Here is an 18944-nt window from a genome sequence, read left to right on the forward strand (position 1 = left end):
AAGAATCCTATAGGCAGCATAGGCTTCACCTATACCTCTTAAGTCTTAAATATTTTACAAAATCGAGTCTAAATACTTTCATAAATATAAGTATTGACAACGGTAATGTAAAAAATTACCAATAACGCTGAAAAATTAATGCTATCATTTTATTACTAAATCATCTGTATTTTTTCACATAACAAACCATATTTATAGCCATATTAACCTAAAATATCACTATATTATTTGTGTAATTAACCTAAATGCCTGAGTTTACCATTAAAAAATAGGTATTCACCAATAATTCGCTTTTATTTATAACAAAATTATCTGTACATTATCATTTAATTATGATTGCAGATATTTTGAAATTTAGACTTGGTTGTATATTTAATATTGCAATCTTGCTTTAAGGTTTGGAACAGCAATTTTTTTTTCGCCTTCTAATACCTAGAATACTAGATTAAAACAAATTTTAATAAACCCTAAAACCAAGAAAATATGCCTATGAAATAGAAACAAACGAACTGATATTATTAAACCCGTGAGGCTCAAAAAATAGCCTTCGGTTTCAAATGAATTTATTTTAAAATTACAAGAAATGAAAAAAAAACAAATTAGTGGAGATCTTGAGGGTCTTCCCCGTAAAACAATACGGACCATACAGATAAGTCTGTTTTTGTTAGTATTAAATGCCGGAATGTTGTTTAGTACAGTTACCTATTCACAGAATACCAATTCACAAAAAACAATAACTGGATTAGTTACAGATGCAGATGGAACACCATTGATTGGTGTTGCCGTTTTAGTTAAAGGGTCTACCAGCGGTACCGTAACCAACCTAGATGGTGATTATTCCATTTCTGTCCCATCTAATACTGAATCCTTGCAGTTTTCATATATTGGATATCAACGACAGGAAGTGGCGATAGGTAGTCAGTCAATCTTAAACATCACCATGGTTGATGCTGCAGTTGGGCTGAATGAAATAGTGGTTACTGCTCTAGGTATTTCTCGTGAGAAAGAATCATTGGGTTATTCAGTAGGGACAGTCAATGGGGAGGAGTTGAATAGAACGCCACAGGCTAGTGTACTTAGTTCAATGCAAGGTAAAATAGCCGGTGTACAGATTTCCCAAACATACGGAGTTAAAGGTTCTTCTATGAATATGGTTATAAGAGGAGCGTCATCTTTAAATTCTGACAATCAACCTTTGTTCGTTATTGATGGTGTGCCGGTTTATAACACTACGGATAACCTGTTTAATCAGGCTGACCTTGGAAATGCTATTTCAGACATTAATCCAGAAGATATTGAATCAATGTCAGTATTAAAAGGACCTAGTGCTGCGGCCCTTTACGGATCACGTGCAGCGAATGGAGTAGTACTAATTACGACGAAATCTGGTGCGGGTGAGAAAAAAGGTTTAGGAGTGGATTTCAATTCATCCTTTATTGTTGACAATCCTTATCAATACCTTCCAGTACAAAATGAGTTTGCTTCAGGGCAAGAAGGTGCATTTGTATTTGAAAACGATGCCTATGAATTTTGGGGACCAAAGTTAGACAATGGTTTTATTGCCCAACAAAGAAACCAGGACAGTCCAAGCGAATTGGTTTCCTATCAAAACAATATCAATCGACAGGAAAATTTTTATCAAAACGGCTGGACACAGGTAAACAATGTGGGTGTTAGCGGTAACTATGATAAAGCCAATTTCCGCGTTTCTTTGGGTAACTACCTCAACAAAGGCATTATGCCGAATGTAGATTTGAAAAAGAATAATATCAGCATTAATGGTACCATGAACCTGACTGATAATTTGGAGGTGACAGTGATGACGTCCTTGAATGAGTCAAGGTCAGATAATAGACCAAATACGTATAGAAGTTTTCTTACGCCAACAAGAGCCATTTTAACGGTTGGGCCACAAGTAGACATGTCCCTTTACAGTAATCCAGAAACATGGTGGATGCCTAATCAAGAAGGTATTGTTCAAACCCGCTGGAAAGAAAGGTGGAACAATCCTTACCTGATGCAAGAGTTAGCCACAACTAGTTTTGATCGTGTACAGGCAATGACTAAAATCCAAGTGGCTTATGAGTTTGCTAAAGACCTGCGGTTTACAGCAAGATATTTACGGAGCCAGTTAAACCAAAGAGCAGTTAATCAAAGGCCATGGGATACAGTTGATTCAAAAAAAGGAAATTTTGACATTCAAAATTCTGGTTTTAGGGAACAAAACTGGGAGGGCCTATTTTCTTATAACAAAACTTTTGGGGATTTTGACATACAAGCTAATGCTGGTGGGAATCTTAGATACAACTACCAAGAAAATATTCAAAATTCGACAACAAACTTGGTTATTCCTGGCTTGTATACCATTAGTAATGGAGGTCCAGGCTCCGTCATTTACAACAACTTCTTGAGTAAGAAGAAAGTGAACAGCCTTTTTGGCCAAACTTCGATAGGCTATAAAAACACGGTTTATCTTGACCTAACTGCTAGGAATGATTGGTCTAGTACATTGCCCAAAGAAAACCGCTCCTACTTTTACCCTTCAGCTTCTATAAGTGTGCTGGTAAATGAAATGTTTGAAATGCCAGCTTGGATTAGCCTTGCCAAGGTTCGTGCAGGTTATGCTCAGGTAGGTAATGATGTAGATCCGTATCAGCTTCAAAGATATTATAATTTTGGTGCAGATTGGGGTGATACCAAAAGAGCCAGTATTGACAAGGTTGCTAAAAATTCGCAACTGAAACCTGAAATAGCTACATCCAAAGAAATTGGTGTTGACTTGTCATTGTTTAATAACAGGTTAACATTAGATGCCACCTATTATACCATGGATAATAAAAATCAGGTACTTGGCATTAGTACCCCTATTACCTCAGGAGCGAACAGCAAACTTATTAATGCAGGACTGGTTAGGAGTAATGGCTGGGATGTCACCCTAGGAACCTCAATTGTGAGGCAAAAGGATTTTTCATTTGATTTAGGATTAAATTTCACAAGGAACAGAACTACAATTGTGGAGCTAGCAGATGGAGTTGAATACTTTGGGTATAGCCAAGGCTACGCTTATTTCTATACCTATCCTGGAGATCAGGTAGGCGATATTTATCAAGCCCCCTACTTTAAAGTAGAAGATCCAAACTCTGAGTACTATGGACATGCCATCATATATAGTAATGGTAAGCCTGAAAGGGATCAAAATCCTGAGAACTTTGAAAAAATTGGAAACTACAACCCTGATTTTGTATTGGGAATAAACCCCAATGTGCAATATAAGAACTTTAGCCTTTCTGCAGTAATTGATTGGAGATCAGGAGGAGAATTCTATTCAGAGACTTTAAGGCAAGGAAAAAATGATGGCAGATTTCCAGAATATATCAATGGAAGTGTGGATTATGACCCTAATGTAGACATCGTACAGCAAATTAAAGACAACCCTGAAAAATATTCACATGAATGGGTTGGAGGACGAGATGCTGAATATGGTGGTTTTGAATGGCAAGATGAGGCTCAACGAGAAGCCAGAAGCTATATCAATGCTTCAGGAGAAAAAGTTTATGTAGATGATGCCAGTTTTGATGTAGGCGTTAGAGAAGATGGCCAAGGAGGATATATCGAGAATTTTGGAGGCCCGGGTACAATATGGCTCAGTCCGTATAATGCACAAAAAGGCGCAGACAGGTACTTGGCATCTGCTAATTTGTACAGTGCCACTTATGTGAAGTTAAGAGAGGTGTCCATTACCTATAGGTTTCCTAAGGCTGTAGTAAATAAATTCAACCTGCAAAATATGTCTTTATCGCTGCTAGGTCAAAATTTATTTATGTGGACAAAACACAATGTATTCATCGATCCTGAAACTGCTTATACCGCCAGAGGGACTAGGAATGAACCAGGCTATGAGTTTTACTCTGTGATTCCACGTACCCGAAGTTTAGGTATGAAATTAAATGTTGGGTTTTAATTATAATAAATATTGATCATGAAGAAAATTATAATAATAATATTATCCATTGCATTCATTCCGATTTTAAACTCATGTAGTGATTTTGACAAATTGAGTATAAGTCCCAATGATGTTAACGAAGTTGACCCAAACTTTCTATTAACTACCAACACCTTCAATTTGGCTAGTACCTATAGCGAGTTTGGTTATTGGGGTTCAAGAATTCCTTCCTTATTGCAATATTATCAAGTTGGCGATGGTTATAAATCGGAGGAATTAAATGCGCTGTATTGGACACCAGGACAAAGCAGTCCTTGGGAATCTATCTATTCAAATTTAGTAGATGTAAAAGCCATGTCTGACCTCAGTATTGAGCAAGGAAATGTTTTCACTGAGGCTGTAGCATTGGTATATCAGGCTGGACTTATAGATTTAGCTACGAAGATTTATGGCGATGTTCCCTTTACAGAAACCAATCAGCTGGAAGAAGGAGTTGTTTTTCCAAAATATGATCAGCAAAAAGAGATTTATGAAACCCTATTGGTCAATTTGAAAAAAGCAAAAAATATGATCGAAGGGATTCCCGGATCTCAAGTTCCTGTATTAGATGGGTATGACTTGTTGTACAATGGAGATAAAGACAAATGGGTAAAGTTTATCAATTCACTCAGAATCAGGATGTGCTTGTTACTAAATAATAAAAGAAATGAATTAAGTATCGATTTAGATGCTGAGTTCCAGGATGCTGCTCAAAATGTTTTCACAAGTAGTGATGACAATGCTGTGCTGGATTATCTAGGTAATTCCGCAGCTACTTCTTTTCGTGGGGGACAATTTAGGTCTTCTGAACTGACTTATGCTAGGAGAATGGGCTTAGGTTTTCTTAATTCATTAAGAGATCAAAATGATCCGAGATTGTATAGATGGTTGCGTCCTGTTGAAAAGAAATGGGATAAGGATGTAGCCACAGCAACAACGATTCAATACACAGACCCGCTAGGACAGACTTTCCCTGTAGAAGTACTGCCCTACCCGAGCGGTTATGATGACCTGGATACAAATCTGTACGTTGGATTACCTGTCGGTAGTCAAGCTTCGTGGACTGCCTATAACGCTGGTCCTCAAGCAACATCAGTTGAGCCTAAAACCACTCCGTTTAATAGTCGTCTTAGCGATATTTATTTTCAAAATGCAAATGAATATGTAGGGATGGATATTATCACCTATTCTGAAGTTGAATTTATACTGGCTGAAGCAGCAGAAATTGGTGCATTCGGCGTAACTAATTCAGAAGCCCACTATAAAAAGGCAATTGAAGCTTCTATGGGTGAATGGGGAATATTTGGTGACTATGTAGGAGGCTTTGATTTTGAAGCATTTTATAATCAGGAAGAAGTTGACCTGAGTCAAGCAACCAATAAGCATGAGCGCATCATGACTCAAAAATACATATCCATGTTTTTCAGGCCCGAGCCATGGTTTGATTGGCGTAGAACAGGTTATCCGGATTTTGTACCTCCATATGATGCTGCACAGCCTTCAATTCCAATTAGGTATCATTACGACTCACCTAATCCACCAGATCCGCAGTATGTTGATAAATACAATGAAGCTGTTGAGAGATTGGAAAAATCTGAATTTGTACAGGTACCAACGAATGATGATACCCGCTCAAAAATGTGGTTATTGCAAGGTACAAACATGCCCTATTAATCATTTTAAACCACCAATTAATAACAGAGGGTTTGCTGAAAGAGATTTCAGCAAACCTTTTTTTTCCCTTACCAAGATCCTACACTATACTAAGAGGTTTTATAAATTTGATAAAATTTTATTTCCTAACAATTTTACACTAACTTAATGTTGTCCAAATTAATTGATTATGAAACAGTTAGTGATTATAATAGCTACTTTTCTTTTTTATTTTCAAGCCAATTCCCAATCCAAACAAGCTTCGGAGGTTCCGTCTCCAATTGTTTTTATATATGATGCAAGTGGCTCTATGTGGGGACAAATTCAAGGCAAAACTAAGACGGAAATAGCAGCTACCGTGCTTTCAAATTCAATTAATAATTTTGCTGAGAATCAAAGGATCGGTTTAGTAGCTTATGGACATAGAAAAAAGGGAGATTGTGACGATGTAGAAACATTGCTGTCCCAAACCAACACTTCAAAAAGCGAGGTAGCCAAGGCAGTGAAAAGTATTAAACCTTTGGGAATGACACCTCTCGCCCATTCGGCATCTACGGTTTTTGATCAGATAAGGATAAGTAAGGAAAAAGCGACCATAGTTTTAATTACGGACGGTATAGAATCCTGTGACGGAAATATCTGCGATGTGGTATTGGCAGCAAAAAAAGAAGGAATTGACTTTAAATTGCACATTGTGGGCTTCGGCTTAAAACCTGGCGAAACCGAACAACTTGAGTGTGCTGCCAAAGCCGGCGATGGCAATTATTACGATGCCGCCGATGCGAGTGGCTTAGGAGATGCATTGACAGAAGTAGCTACACAAACGGTAGATAAACCCAAAGGAAACCTGGGCGTATACGTAAGTAAGAATGGAAAACCGCTGGATGCTCAGGTGCAAGCCTATATGGCTGGTACTAATAATCAAGCAGATCAGGGACGAACCTACACAGACACGACCTATTTGTATCTGCCTCAAGGTACCTATTACTTAAAAGTATGGCAGCACTCCATAAGCTCCATTACGCCAATTTCTGTTAATAATGTAAAAACCTATAATGATAAAATGACCTACCAAACCGTAAGTTTGGATGGGGCAAAGCTAACTTTTAATGTAACCAATAACGGCAAAATGTGGGATAGCCAGATTAGGATTACAACCCCAACAGGCCAAAATGTAATGGGAAGCCGCACCTATGCCAAATCAAAAACGCTTGAAGTTGATGCGGGTACTTACAATGTAACCTTTATTGCAAGAGATGTAAGTGGTCTAGCATCTAGCCATACGCTAGAAAATGTTTCGGTAGGGAGCGGCGAAATAACCGAAATTAGCCATGATTTTAAAACTGCAGAGGTTAATCTTGGAGCCAATCACCAGGGCAAAATCTTTGATGTATTAATAAGGATTAAGGATTTCACCACAGGAAAAGATATTGCCGGAATTCGCACCTATACAGAAGAGACCCGAAAATTGATCCTTAACCCTGGTAAATACACGGTGAGTATGACTGAAGTCGGCGTTTATAACAGTTCTGCCAAAGGTGCTGAATTCACTATTGAAGTGAATGAGGGAGAAACTTTGACTACAATAAAGGAAGTAAAGTGATGGATTAAAAGAATTCTGTTATAGTTTTCATAATTACGCCTTATTAATTGAATTGTAGAAATTTCTTTAGGTTAAAACGCTGGCTATACAGGATATGGCAATCATTTTTGCATTATCGAAAAACCTTGGAAATTTATTTGGCTCGAGTATTCTATTGACTAACCTTATTTCTTCTCCATTTGATAAACAGAAAAATAAGAAGACCGAGGGGGCCAAACATAAAGGTGAATGGCAGGCATAAGGTGTATTGCCACCTGGGAAATCCCAATTCTTTTCCTTTATTTACGATGTAAAGGCCCACAAATAAGTCAAAAGCCAGGTAATGTATCCACCCTGCTGTTAAGGCCATATCACTTTGGAATAATGCTTTCACATGCTGCAGCGTACTAAATGAATTTACATCAAAATCCTGAATTGTGGCCAGGATCATCGTGCTGTAAATCAGCGATAAGAGGAGAATTACGCCATTTAATACAAGGGTAGCTGTGTATTTCCAATTTGGAATTATTATTAGCAAGATCCATCCGATAAGGACAAATGAGTTGCTAAAAGAAAAAATAATTGACGGTTCCATAAAAAGAATTTTTAAAATCTACTTGAGCCTAACAATATCACGAAGATTAACCCTTTTTGCAAAAGATAGTTGACACAATTGTGTTAAAATTTATCGGTTGGCTTTCATCACCTCATCACCCGATCACCAAATCACTTCTTCACCTCCTCACCCATCACTCCATCACGCTACAACCATTTAAATCCCAATTTTTATCGTTTGGTATTTTATAAGATTCCCCATTTATAGACATGACCAATAATTTTTATATTTTGCATTCTCAATAAAGCAACATCCCCAAAATTATAATCTGGTAGAACATGGACTATGGTCGCTATATTTCAAAATACAAGTTTATTGCCATTTCTTCCCTGTTTTTATACCTAACTGCCTGCACGCAAAATAAGCCTGAAGGAGCCGGGGATGATTGGCCAACCTACCTGGGTCACCCTACAAGCAACCAATACTCCACACTGGATCAAATAAATACAGCCAATGTGTCTCAATTGGAATTGGCTTGGACTTATCAGACTGGTGATAGTGCCAATTACCAAACAAATAACCTTATTGTAGATGGTTGGCTATACACTGCTACTCCACACAGTCGGATTGTTGCTTTGGATGGTGCGACAGGGAAAGAAAACTGGACTTTTGATCCTTCCGAGGTTCATGAAGCCCTCGCTGATGGGGATCAACGGGGGCTGATGTACTGGGATGATGGTGAAAATGGTCGCATCCTTACTTCGAAAGGTAATCGGTTTTACGCCTTGAATGCAAAAAGTGGAGAACTAATCACTTCTTTTGGAGAAAATGGGTCAATCCACCTTGGTGAGGGCATGGACGTTGAGGGCAAACCGAATGTGATGCTCAATACGCCCGGACATATTTACAAGGATATGTTTATCATTGGCGGCAATGTAGGGGAAGATGTCCCAGGTGCTGTACGTGCTTTTGACATTCGTACCGGAAAACGAAAATGGATTTTCCACACCTTACCGCGACCTGGTGAATTTGGATCAGAGACTTGGCCGGAAAACTATTTGGAAAGAACAGGCGGAGCATCCGACTGGTCAGGTCTGGCAATAGATATTCCACGGGGAATCGTCTATTTGTCAACGGAGACGGCTGGACCTGATTTTTATGGGGGTAACCGATTTGGAGAGAATTTATTTGCCAACTCGCTGATTGCACTTGATGCGAATACGGGAGAAAGACTTTGGCACCACCAACTCGTGCATCATGATCTTTGGGATTTAGATATTCCTCAAGCACCGACTTTAATGACGGTAAAGCACGAGGGAGAAAAGGTAGATATTGTAGCTGTAGGTACCAAAATGGGGCTGTTGTTTGTATATAACAGGGTTACGGGAGAACCACTTTGGCCCATTGAAGAACGACCCCAAGCCGCATCAAAAGTTGATGAAATTCAAACCTGGCCAACACAACCTTTCCCAACGAAGCCAGCACCATTGATGCGACAGGAATATACTTTGGACGATTTTTCTAATATTTCTCCAAGGGCGCAGCAAATGAGCAAGGAGGTATTCAGCCAATCAAAAAATTATGGGGCCTATCCACCACCAAGTGTTGACCAAGCAATCATGTTTCCCGGATTCGATGGAGGCATGGAATGGGGTGGCGCTGCAGCTGATCCCGAAGGAATACTGTATGCGAATGTAAATGAGATTCCCTGGTTTTATCAATTGGTTCCCACAAAAAAGGCTGATGGCAGTACATTGCCTTTTGGCGAAAAGCAATACCTGATCCATTGTGCCTCCTGTCATGGGACGGATCGTAAAGGAAATCCTGCTGGAGGCTTTCCTTCCCTTGAAAACATCTCCAAGCGATTAGACAAGAATGTCGTAATGCAAATCTTAAAAAAGGGAGGAGGGCGAATGCCTGCCTTTGATCAGGTATCGCAAGCGCGTCGTGAAGCCATTATAACCTACCTTTTTAATGAAGAGGTAGCTAATGGCTCAAAAAACGACAGGGACGAAAATGCACCACCCTATGTCTTTCGCGGCTTTCAACGCTGGCAGGATGATGAAGGATACCCGGCCATTAAGCCACCCTGGGGCACACTAAACGCCGTCGACCTGAATACTGGCACTATCAAATGGAAAGTTCCGCTGGGTGAATACGAAGAGTTGACCAAACGTGGAGTCCCGGTAACAGGGACAGAAAATTATGGTGGCCCGGTCGTAACAGCCGGAGGGCTATTGTTTATTGCTGCTACTTCAGATGCCAAATTCAGGGCTTTTAACAAAGAAAATGGAGAAATTCTCTGGGAATATGAACTGCCTTTTGACGGCCACGCTACTCCAAGTGTATACGCTGTAAACGGCAAGCAATACATCGCCATCTCTGCAGGGGGCTCTAAATTGAAACCCCACCCAGGAGGAACTGTGTTGGTATTTAGCCTTCCGGATTGAATCAATTCTGACTATTTCTCTGGTATCTTCTCCTTCTGAGCGTATTTCTCCTTCCGATGATACCCCTTTGTATTTCCAAACCCATTTTTCGCCAACTTGATAATCAGCTAATATTGGTTGCTGGGTGATACCAGATTTCCTTGGACTGTAGCAAGCATAAAGCATTACTATTCCAAAAAATATTATCATTTGACTTTTCATATTAAAATAAATTTAAAATGTACTTAATGCATTTATTAGCCAGATCGGGCATTCACATTTCAATAAGAAAGTGTAATGGTTTGAATTTGCTTATTTAAACTACTTCAAAAGCTAAGATTTATTTATAATCTTTAACATCTTTTACTCCTTACCCGTAAAAAAACTTTCTGGCTTCAGATAACTCACCTGATGTTATGTTTAGGTATTGTTTCATCGTTATTAATGTTTAATTGATTCCTTTCCACAACGCTTACAATTCTGTTGTACACGCTTTCTAATTTCAACCAAAATATTTCTTTGCCGCTTGTATTTACGAATTGAACAACTACCGCGTCAATATCACTGTGGTAACGAGCAATACTGGTATATCCCGGAAGCCAACCTGTATGTTCATATGCATACACAGATGAATAAATAGCCTGTTCCTTATCGTTGAAAAAGCTGCTATCAATTAATGTCCTAAGGAAGGTCCCAACGTCTTCAGCTGTTGCAATCATTGAGCCTCCCGGTCTGGTATGATCCCATGATTTTAGGTCAGGTTCCCAGTCCATCAAGTAACCGCTCATTACCTTGTTGGAATCTACCTCGCTGTAAAGGCTATAGGTCTCATCTAGTCCGAGCGGAATTAGAAGCTTATTCCGAATGAATTCGTGGTGAGAATAACCAAGCGTTCTGTCTAGAATTTCTCCGAGCAACAGATAATTGGTATTGGAGTAGGCATATTTTTTATTGGGTTTAAAATCTGCAGGTTTACCAAAGACCAATTGGGCTGTGGCCATATAACTTTCACTTGTACCACTTTCGTATTCCGCTTCGTATATGAATTCCGGAATTCCGCTACGGTGTGAAAGCATCATCCTTAGCGTAATTTGATCTGCGTAGGCTATGCGGTTGCCTACTTCGGGAATGAGTTCAACCAATGTTTGTTCGAGTTCTAATTCTCCGGAAGCGACAAGTTTAGTGGTGGCTGCAGCCATATATAGTTTGCTGATACTGGCTATTTTGAACAAATCATGTGGATGAGCTGGTATTTGTTTTTCTCTATTATTGAATCCGGCACTATAAAATGAAGATTTTCCCGATTGATTCACAAATACTATCATGCCGTCAAACTTCCCTTCAACGGCTTTTTGCATTTCCTCCTCAATAGATCCCGGTATGTAAAACAGGTCCGTTATACAGCCGCTTAAAAAAGCAGCTGCTAACGTGACGCTTAAAAGGAGATGGACTAATGATCTTAGGGATGGCCAGTTCATAACTTTCCTAATTTTAACTCTTTCTCTACAGCAATTGAATTTTCACTAAAGCTTGATTTTTCTTTCAAGCCAAAAAGTGGTCTTATCCAATTGATCCTCCTGATCAGGAACTCATAACTTATCAAACAGCCTGCAAAGGTGAGTAGGACAACTACAGCCAATTTTGCCAAAGGAGGAATGCCCATAGGGAATACAAACAAAGAGGTAAGGTATAGGAAGAACATATGTACAATGTAAACTGGGTAAGCTGCAGTACTTAAATAGGATAGCATTTTGCTAGGCCGATTTAAGTATTTATGTCCAAACCCAAAAACCGTATATATCCATAAATTAGACTCTACAGGAATTAAATAGTGGGATAAATCAGTTGTGATTTGCTGCAAACGCAAAAGATATAGGGTAAATGCAAACAGTAATAATACCCATCTAAATTTTGTTACATTTTCCCAAAAAGGTAGCCCTGCATACACACACAAGAAGCCAGTGAGAAAGGCTATCATTCCTAGCCAAAAACCATGTGGAGTCATCGCATACAGTTCGTAGTTTTCAGGTTGAACTAATTTTGTTTCTCCTATAAAAGGAATCATAAGCACTAAGAGTGCAAATGGACTTGCCATGAACCTATTCAATACTGCATTTAGCCTACCCTCTTGTTTACTTTTTAGGTAGAAGAACAATGGTGTAAAAATCACCACATAAATAAAAATATTACCTAAAAACCATAGATGTGCCGGATTAAGCATAAAGGCCAAATCTTGATTGTAATAGTATTGCCACAGCCAAATATGCAATGGAACTATCACTAACACGCCAAAAATAAATGGAAGTAAAATTCGCTTTGTTCTTTCCAACAATAGTTCTTTCCAAGAACGTCTCTGAATGGCAAAATAAACCCCCATTCCGGAAACGAAGAACAACAAGGGGATACGCCATACGTTTAGCATAGACATGGGTGTCCAAATCCATTCTAAAGCTTCATTACTCTGGATAAACCCAATGAACACACCCCAAGGCTGAAAACCTATGGCTATATGGTAGATGAGTAGTAATCCTATGGCAATTACCCTCAACCAATCGATATCATATCTTCTATTATTTAACATGGTATAAAGATTATTGGTGATTATTAATCAAGTCAGCAATTACTTTTCGGTCTTTTTTCAATTGATCGTAGTCTAACTTTAGCCCCAATGGACCAAGGTTTTTACTGATTTCATCATATATGGGTCTTACTGCTTCAAAGGGAGCTGAAACTGATTCCAATGCAGTTGCATCATAGGAATTCCTTACTGCTATAGCTGCATTTTTCTCCAGCAAAGCCCGCACAATCTCCACTCTGCCATAAAATGCAGCTGTATGTAAAGGGGTGGAGCCATCCGAACTTTTTGCGTTTAGATCAGCTCCACTTTTTATTAGAAGCTCGGCTGCGGCTGTTTTTCCAAAAGTAGCGGCAATGTGCAAGGGGGTTGAGCCATAATCATCTTTTTCATTGAGATTTGATTTGGCTGATACATGTTCTTTAATAGCGCTTATATTGCCAAAAAATGCGGCTTCCTGAATAGGTATGCCAGGAGCTTCTACCCTATCAGACGTTGACTTCGATTCTTTTGCTTCCTGACATGCTACAGTTGATAGTAATGTAGCTATTAATACTACTGTACTTAGAACTTTTGTTGTTTTTAAATGAATGGTTTTCATGATCTTTAGTTTTAATTGTTGATGTTTTTTTGATTTAAACAAAGGTCAGAAGGAAACAGGAGCGCGACTTAACAAGCATGCTTCATTAAATATAAGCCATGCATTTAGGCTAGCAATTATGGCGAATGACTATAAACTATGACGCAGAAGGCCTAAAACGAGCTTTGTATATAGTGTTTTTATTTCCAATTATTTCGTATCTTCAATTCATCAAAATGATAGACTACCTGAACCACAAAAGCCCGTTTTTACAAAAAATTGTAGCCATTATTCAAGACAACCTGGAGGATGAGCACTTTGGCGTAACTGAATTAGCGGAAGCAATATTCATGAGTCGGTCCAACTTGCTTCGCAAAGTAAAACAGGAAACAGGGGAATCAGTAAGCATATTTATTAGGAATGTTCGCCTACAAAATGCTTATCAATTATTGAGAGAGCAAGAACTCACTGTTTCTGAAATATCATTTAAAGTGGGCTTCGGCAGTACCTCCTATTTCACCAAATGCTTCAGAGAATTGTATGGGCATACCCCTGGAGATTTATCAAAGATTAGTATAGAAAACGACCAATTTGAAGAGGTAAGTCCAATAGCTGGTAAAGATTTAAATTCCAAAAAGCTTATACTGATTGGTGTCTTCGTGATTTTGGCAATAGCAACCGCAGTCATTTATACGTTCTTCAAAAAGGATATCCAAACAAATGAAAAATTAAGAAAATCGGTAGCTGTATTGCCTTTTAAAAATGATAGTGGCGACAGCAGCAATGTCTATTTCATGAATGGACTGATGGAAGCTATATTGGATAATTTTCAGAAAATAGAAGACCTGAAAGTGACCAGCCGAACCACTTCTGAAAAATACCGCAACAACTTAAAGTCCATACCTGAGCTATCAAAGGAGCTAAATGTCAATTATTTTGTGGAAGGTAGCGGTCAAAAAATTGGTAATGAAATCGTACTAACCATTCAATTGATTGAAGCACCCAGCGATAAACACCTTTGGTCAAAGCGTTATAAGCGAGAATTAAAAGATGTTTTTAAATTGCAAGCTGATGTTGCCAAAAGTATAGCTTCAGAAATCAATGCTGTTATTACCCCAAAAGAGCAAGAACGAATAGAAAAGATCCCGACCAATAATTTGGTGGCCTATGATTATTATTTGAAAGGACTTACTTTAATAAATGATGATTCCGGGGATGGTTTGGAAGAAGGGATAACGCAGTTTAAGAAAGCGATTCAAGAAGACGGGCAATTTGCCAATGCCTATGCCTATGTCGCCATATCTTATTACTATCTGGACCTATTTCAAGCCAACAAACAGTTTACGGAAGAACTGAAGAACTATGCTGATAAAGCCATGCTCCTCGATCCGGATATTGGCGAGAGCTTAATCGCCAGGTCGCTGTATTTTATGCAAATGCAAGATTATGAACAGGCCGTGAACTCTTTTGAAGAAGTTTTAGACTACTATCCCAATATCGCATGGATTCATAATTTCCTGTCAGATATCTATGCATACATGCTTCCCAATACTGAAAAATATCTATTGCATGCTTTACAGGGTATAGAGGTTGCGGTTTCCGATAAGGATTCTGTATCCGCAAGCATTAGCTATTTGCATTTAAGCAATGCACTTGCCCAGTCGGGTTTTCTAACCGAGGCAGCTAAATACATAAAAAAATCCAAAGCTTTCAATCCGCAAAACCACTATTCAAAATACCTTCATGAATACATAAAATTGGGGCAACACAATGACTTAAAAAAAACTAAAGCTGCATTGATCAAAATCTTTAAGCATGACACTACCAAAATTGATGTCATCCAGGAGGTAGCTAAAGTTTGCTACACGTTAAAAGAATACAATGAAGCTTGGCTTTATTATAAAAAGCTTATTTCCATAAAGTCAGACCTACAATTGGATATTTACCAAAGTGAAGATATCAAAATAGCCTTTGTATTGGAACAACTCGGTCGTGAAGAGGAGGCCGATTCATATTATGACAGTTATTTCGCTTTCGCAGAAAATGATCAATCTATTTATAAAGATTTGAATTTTTCAGCCTATTACGCAGCTAAAGGAGAGGTGGAAAAAGGAATGAGCTATTTGAAATCATTTACAAAGCAGGAAAACTATCAGTATTGGTTTGTGCTTTTTCTACTAGAAGATCCTATTCTATTAAAAATGAAAGATCATCCCGATTTTAAAAACACGACTCAGAAAATCCGATCAAAATTTTGGGAGGCACATGAGGCTATGAAAACAATCCTGCTAGAAAGAGCTATTTTGGAACAGTAGGTGGATACTGTATATTGCAGCGATTATTTTGTTAATTTAATAGTAGGTTGCCAAATTGATTCCTCATTTTTTAGATTCCATTATGAGTATAAAATGTTCTCATTGCATTGTACACTTCTTCCGGTTTTTCAACCGCTGCAGAATGTCCTGCGTCAGGTATGGTATAGTATTCAGCATTGGGAATCTTATCTGCTATCATTTTATTTAATGCTGGAGGAGTGGCTACATCCCTTTCACCTACAATCACTGCAGTAGGAATGCTAATTGCAGAAAGCTCTTCAAGCACACTATCTCGCTCAAAAATCATTTTTGCAAAAGGAATTATACCTTTCTTATTTTGACTCATAATATTTTTTCGCCACATTTTAACTTCCGATTGACGTGATTTGTCCTTAAGATATGATTTATAAAATAATTTAGCCATTGCTTTACCAATTACTGGATACCAACCTATATTTTTTAATATCCATACAAGTAAATTGTTTTTCTTTATTGCATCTCTGTCTTCTTTTTCGGCAGATGTATCCATTAAAATTAAGGATTTCAATAAATCAGGTCTTCGTATAGCCAATCGCATACCCACAAACCCACCTGTCGACATCCCAATGAAATGAACAGCACCTAAATTCATTGCTTCAATTAGGCAGATTGTATCCATTACAAGATTGTCTAATTCATACCCACTGTTGGTAACCTCACTTTTACCATGACCTCGATGATCAAACGAAATGCATCTAAAATTAGCTTTGAATTTATCAATTTGACCTTCAAACATGGTTCTGTTCATTAGAAAGCCATGGGAGAATAGCAGGGTTTCTTTACCATTTCCATATTCTTCATAATGTATCTCAACCTCATTTACTTTAACTGCTGGCATAGGCGTGATTTATTTCATGGCGGCAAAGACAGGTAGATATTTCACTCATATCCATGAATTAATCTGAATTAGAAATAAATGAACTTTAAACTACGGTATTTCTTTAGATAAATAAATTATTCTTCTAAGATAAAAAATATTACAGTCATTAGTTTGAATTTATAAAAGAAACACTAAATCTTCTAAATAATTAACTAGCTCCAACCATGCATAGCTTATTGTCGAAAAAGTAAGCAAAATAACATTAGCCATTAAATTTTTAAATAAAAAAACCCTGAAGCAAAACCTCAGGGTAGTAATTATCATTTATTTATAAAATGCTTTTAATCATCTAACAAATCTTCATTTCTATTTCCTGGATTATCTTTGTACCAATCTTCATCAGTTGCACCACCGGATTCAGCCCAAGAGCTAAAATAATTATAGGCTGTAGTTATATCAACTTTCTCTTTGGGTACTTTAAAATCATGAATAATGCTAATGGCCCATGGGTAACCATTTTCAGATATAAAATTACCATCAAGATCTTTATTGTCTCCGGGAAAAACATTGCTTTGATCTCCTAGACTAGTAATGTGCCTATAAGGTAAATGTACTTCTTTTTCTCTCTCTTTATTTATTATAATAAAAGGGTTGAAAGGGGCCACTCCCAATTCAGAAGTACTTATTGGTTCAACAAATTTGATAGAAACGGTTGTTTCATTTAATATATTATCCACATCATCTGCCAATATTATTACCGCACTTTCTTGGCCAGCCTCTGTGCCATTGTCATTTACGCTGATATAACCTTGGTTTAACAATGGACCTGTTACGCTCTCAATTTTGGACGGAGAAAGGCCTTCAATTTCTAATCCGATACCATTGGTATACCCTGCACCATTTGCCTTTATGTTACAAATAAAATCCAAACGAACAGCTAAATTGTCAGCATTTAAAATGGCTATTGCTTGGTAACTTAAAGCCGCGTCATTGAAATCATAGTCACCATTTGAAGGCCACAAATCTTCAAATGCAATCGTTCCTTTTCCATATTTACTAGGAGTAAAGGACTCAAAAGCCGCATCTGCATCGTCAGGAAAAGCATCGTCTTGGTCCAAAATTCCGTCTCCATCTGAGTCAGTTTCATCAATAATATCAGAATATACCCTGAAAGTTGTCAAGTCATTTATTTTCCTACCAAAAGCTGTATTATTATTGGCACTAGCGCCATACTTATATTCCCACCCCCCTGTTTGAGTATCCATAATAATTAAATCTGCACTGTTTGAAGCCTCAGCTAAATACAACTCTTGATTAGAGTCAAAAGTCATAGATATTGGGGTAAATGGCAAATTATCTGCACTTAACCTGGTGCTTTGATAATCTCCATCATCATTTAACTCCAATTCATACAAACCTGAAAATGTACATATAAAAAGTGTCCCATCATCAGCAAAAGCCAAATCACCTCCAGTAGTATTGTGCAAACCTAAAATGTTCTTTTTATCGATATTTGCTCCTGTAGTAGGGTTAAAGGTAAAAAGTTTTGCTTTATTATCTGCGAAATATAACAAACCGTCTTCCGAATTATAATCCAATCTCGGGCCACCCATTCCAAGATTTGCAACCGTTTCCCAACTGTCATCAACAATTGAATACTTCATCAATGGAAAAGGATTCTTCTTACCAATAGAATACAAAACTTTGTTTTCCTGATCGATGGCACAAGTATAACTTCCCATTGGCATGGTTGATAAATCAGTTAGTTCACCTGTCAATGGATCAATTTGAAACAATTGCCCATTACCATTAACACAATATAAATAATCTGTCACACTTCCTGCTAAAATTCTTGCACTTGAAGTGGTTTTTGAAAAGGTATAATTTACTTCTTGCCCTACAATATCTGCAACAGATGAAGAATAACTTAAATTTTCATTTCTACGGATGTAAACCTGATCATAAAATTTAGGCAGGTTAATGGTTTGTTTCAATACACCATCAGTTGGTACACCACTAAAAATTAGTTTTTCTAAAACATCGGATTTGAAAATTGTTTCTGTTACAATTTCACCCGATTCATCTTCAAAAGTTTCAGTTCCTGCGTCATATAATTCATCAGTATAGGCATATACATCGTATTTAGCATAGCCTTCGTTATCTGTGATATTTATGGTAACATCATGATAGGTACTAAAATCAAAGCCATCTGGAATGGACAAAGATATGGAATCAATATCTGTGTCTACCTTATCTTCTGGAGAAAAAAGGTTGCAGCCGTTAAGTAATAGCATACTTAAGCTGATTGTAAATAATTTAAGGGTATTTATCTTCATGGTTTTTGGCTGTTTTATTTAAAATTTAAAAAAATATATATTTAAATATTAGAATAATAGGATATTAATAGGCCTGT

General features: G+C 37.7%; 11 protein-coding genes. 5 read left to right on the forward strand and 6 right to left on the reverse strand.

From position 1 onward, the window contains the following. Positions 1-583 precede the first annotated feature (583 nt). The 3 genes from AAC073_RS18190 to AAC073_RS18200 all read left to right on the forward strand — a co-directional run bounded on the left by AAC073_RS18190 (position 584) and on the right by AAC073_RS18200 (position 7238). Positions 584-3961, forward strand: a complete 3378-nt coding sequence (locus tag AAC073_RS18190) for a SusC/RagA family TonB-linked outer membrane protein (RefSeq protein ID WP_339925231.1) — start codon at positions 584-586, stop codon at positions 3959-3961. A gap of 18 nt (positions 3962-3979) precedes the next feature. Continuing rightward, complete coding sequence (locus AAC073_RS18195) at positions 3980-5656, forward strand: SusD/RagB family nutrient-binding outer membrane lipoprotein (RefSeq protein ID WP_339925232.1); 1677 nt, start codon at positions 3980-3982, stop codon at positions 5654-5656. 169 nt (positions 5657-5825) lie between these two features. Continuing rightward, complete coding sequence (locus AAC073_RS18200; protein ID WP_339925233.1) at positions 5826-7238, forward strand: VWA domain-containing protein; 1413 nt, start codon at positions 5826-5828, stop codon at positions 7236-7238. A gap of 151 nt (positions 7239-7389) precedes the next feature. Here AAC073_RS18200 and AAC073_RS18205 read toward each other — a convergent pair whose 3' ends face one another. Next, a complete protein-coding gene (locus tag AAC073_RS18205; RefSeq protein WP_339925234.1) occupies positions 7390-7812 on the reverse strand; it encodes an ABA4-like family protein in 423 nt (140 codons plus the stop codon). A gap of 299 nt (positions 7813-8111) precedes the next feature. Between AAC073_RS18205 and AAC073_RS18210 the strand changes: the two genes are divergently transcribed. Then, positions 8112-10223 (forward strand): PQQ-binding-like beta-propeller repeat protein, encoded by a 2112-nt coding sequence (locus AAC073_RS18210; RefSeq protein ID WP_339925235.1) that lies wholly within the window; start codon positions 8112-8114, stop codon positions 10221-10223. Between the two features lie 383 nt (positions 10224-10606). Here AAC073_RS18210 and AAC073_RS18215 read toward each other — a convergent pair whose 3' ends face one another. Genes AAC073_RS18215 through AAC073_RS18225 form a run of 3 tightly spaced genes read right to left on the reverse strand, consistent with a single transcriptional unit; the run spans position 10607 to position 13378 of the window. After that, positions 10607-11680, reverse strand: coding sequence for a serine hydrolase domain-containing protein (locus AAC073_RS18215; RefSeq protein ID WP_339925236.1), 1074 nt, complete (start codon positions 11678-11680; stop codon positions 10607-10609). Next, complete coding sequence (locus tag AAC073_RS18220) at positions 11677-12783, reverse strand: acyltransferase family protein (protein WP_339925237.1); 1107 nt, start codon at positions 12781-12783, stop codon at positions 11677-11679. Before AAC073_RS18220 ends, AAC073_RS18215 begins: the two co-directional genes overlap by 4 nt. Before the next feature lie 10 nt (positions 12784-12793). After that, positions 12794-13378 (reverse strand): ankyrin repeat domain-containing protein, encoded by a 585-nt coding sequence (locus AAC073_RS18225; protein ID WP_339925238.1) that lies wholly within the window; start codon positions 13376-13378, stop codon positions 12794-12796. 215 nt (positions 13379-13593) lie between these two features. On the opposite strand from AAC073_RS18225, the gene AAC073_RS18230 reads away from it, so the two are divergent. Continuing rightward, positions 13594-15672, forward strand: coding sequence for a helix-turn-helix domain-containing protein (locus tag AAC073_RS18230; protein WP_339925239.1), 2079 nt, complete (start codon positions 13594-13596; stop codon positions 15670-15672). A 70-nt stretch (positions 15673-15742) separates the two neighbouring features. On the opposite strand, the gene AAC073_RS18235 is transcribed toward AAC073_RS18230, so the two are convergent. Then, a complete protein-coding gene (locus tag AAC073_RS18235; protein WP_339925240.1) occupies positions 15743-16549 on the reverse strand; it encodes an alpha/beta fold hydrolase in 807 nt (268 codons plus the stop codon). 323 nt (positions 16550-16872) lie between these two features. Beyond that, positions 16873-18867: an LruC domain-containing protein gene (locus AAC073_RS18240; RefSeq protein WP_339925241.1), complete on the reverse strand. Its 1995-nt coding sequence runs from the start codon at positions 18865-18867 to the stop codon at positions 16873-16875. Positions 18868-18944 lie beyond the last annotated feature (77 nt).

This window comes from uncultured Cyclobacterium sp., from assembly GCF_963977555.1.
GTDB lineage: Bacteria > Bacteroidota > Bacteroidia > Cytophagales > Cyclobacteriaceae > Cyclobacterium.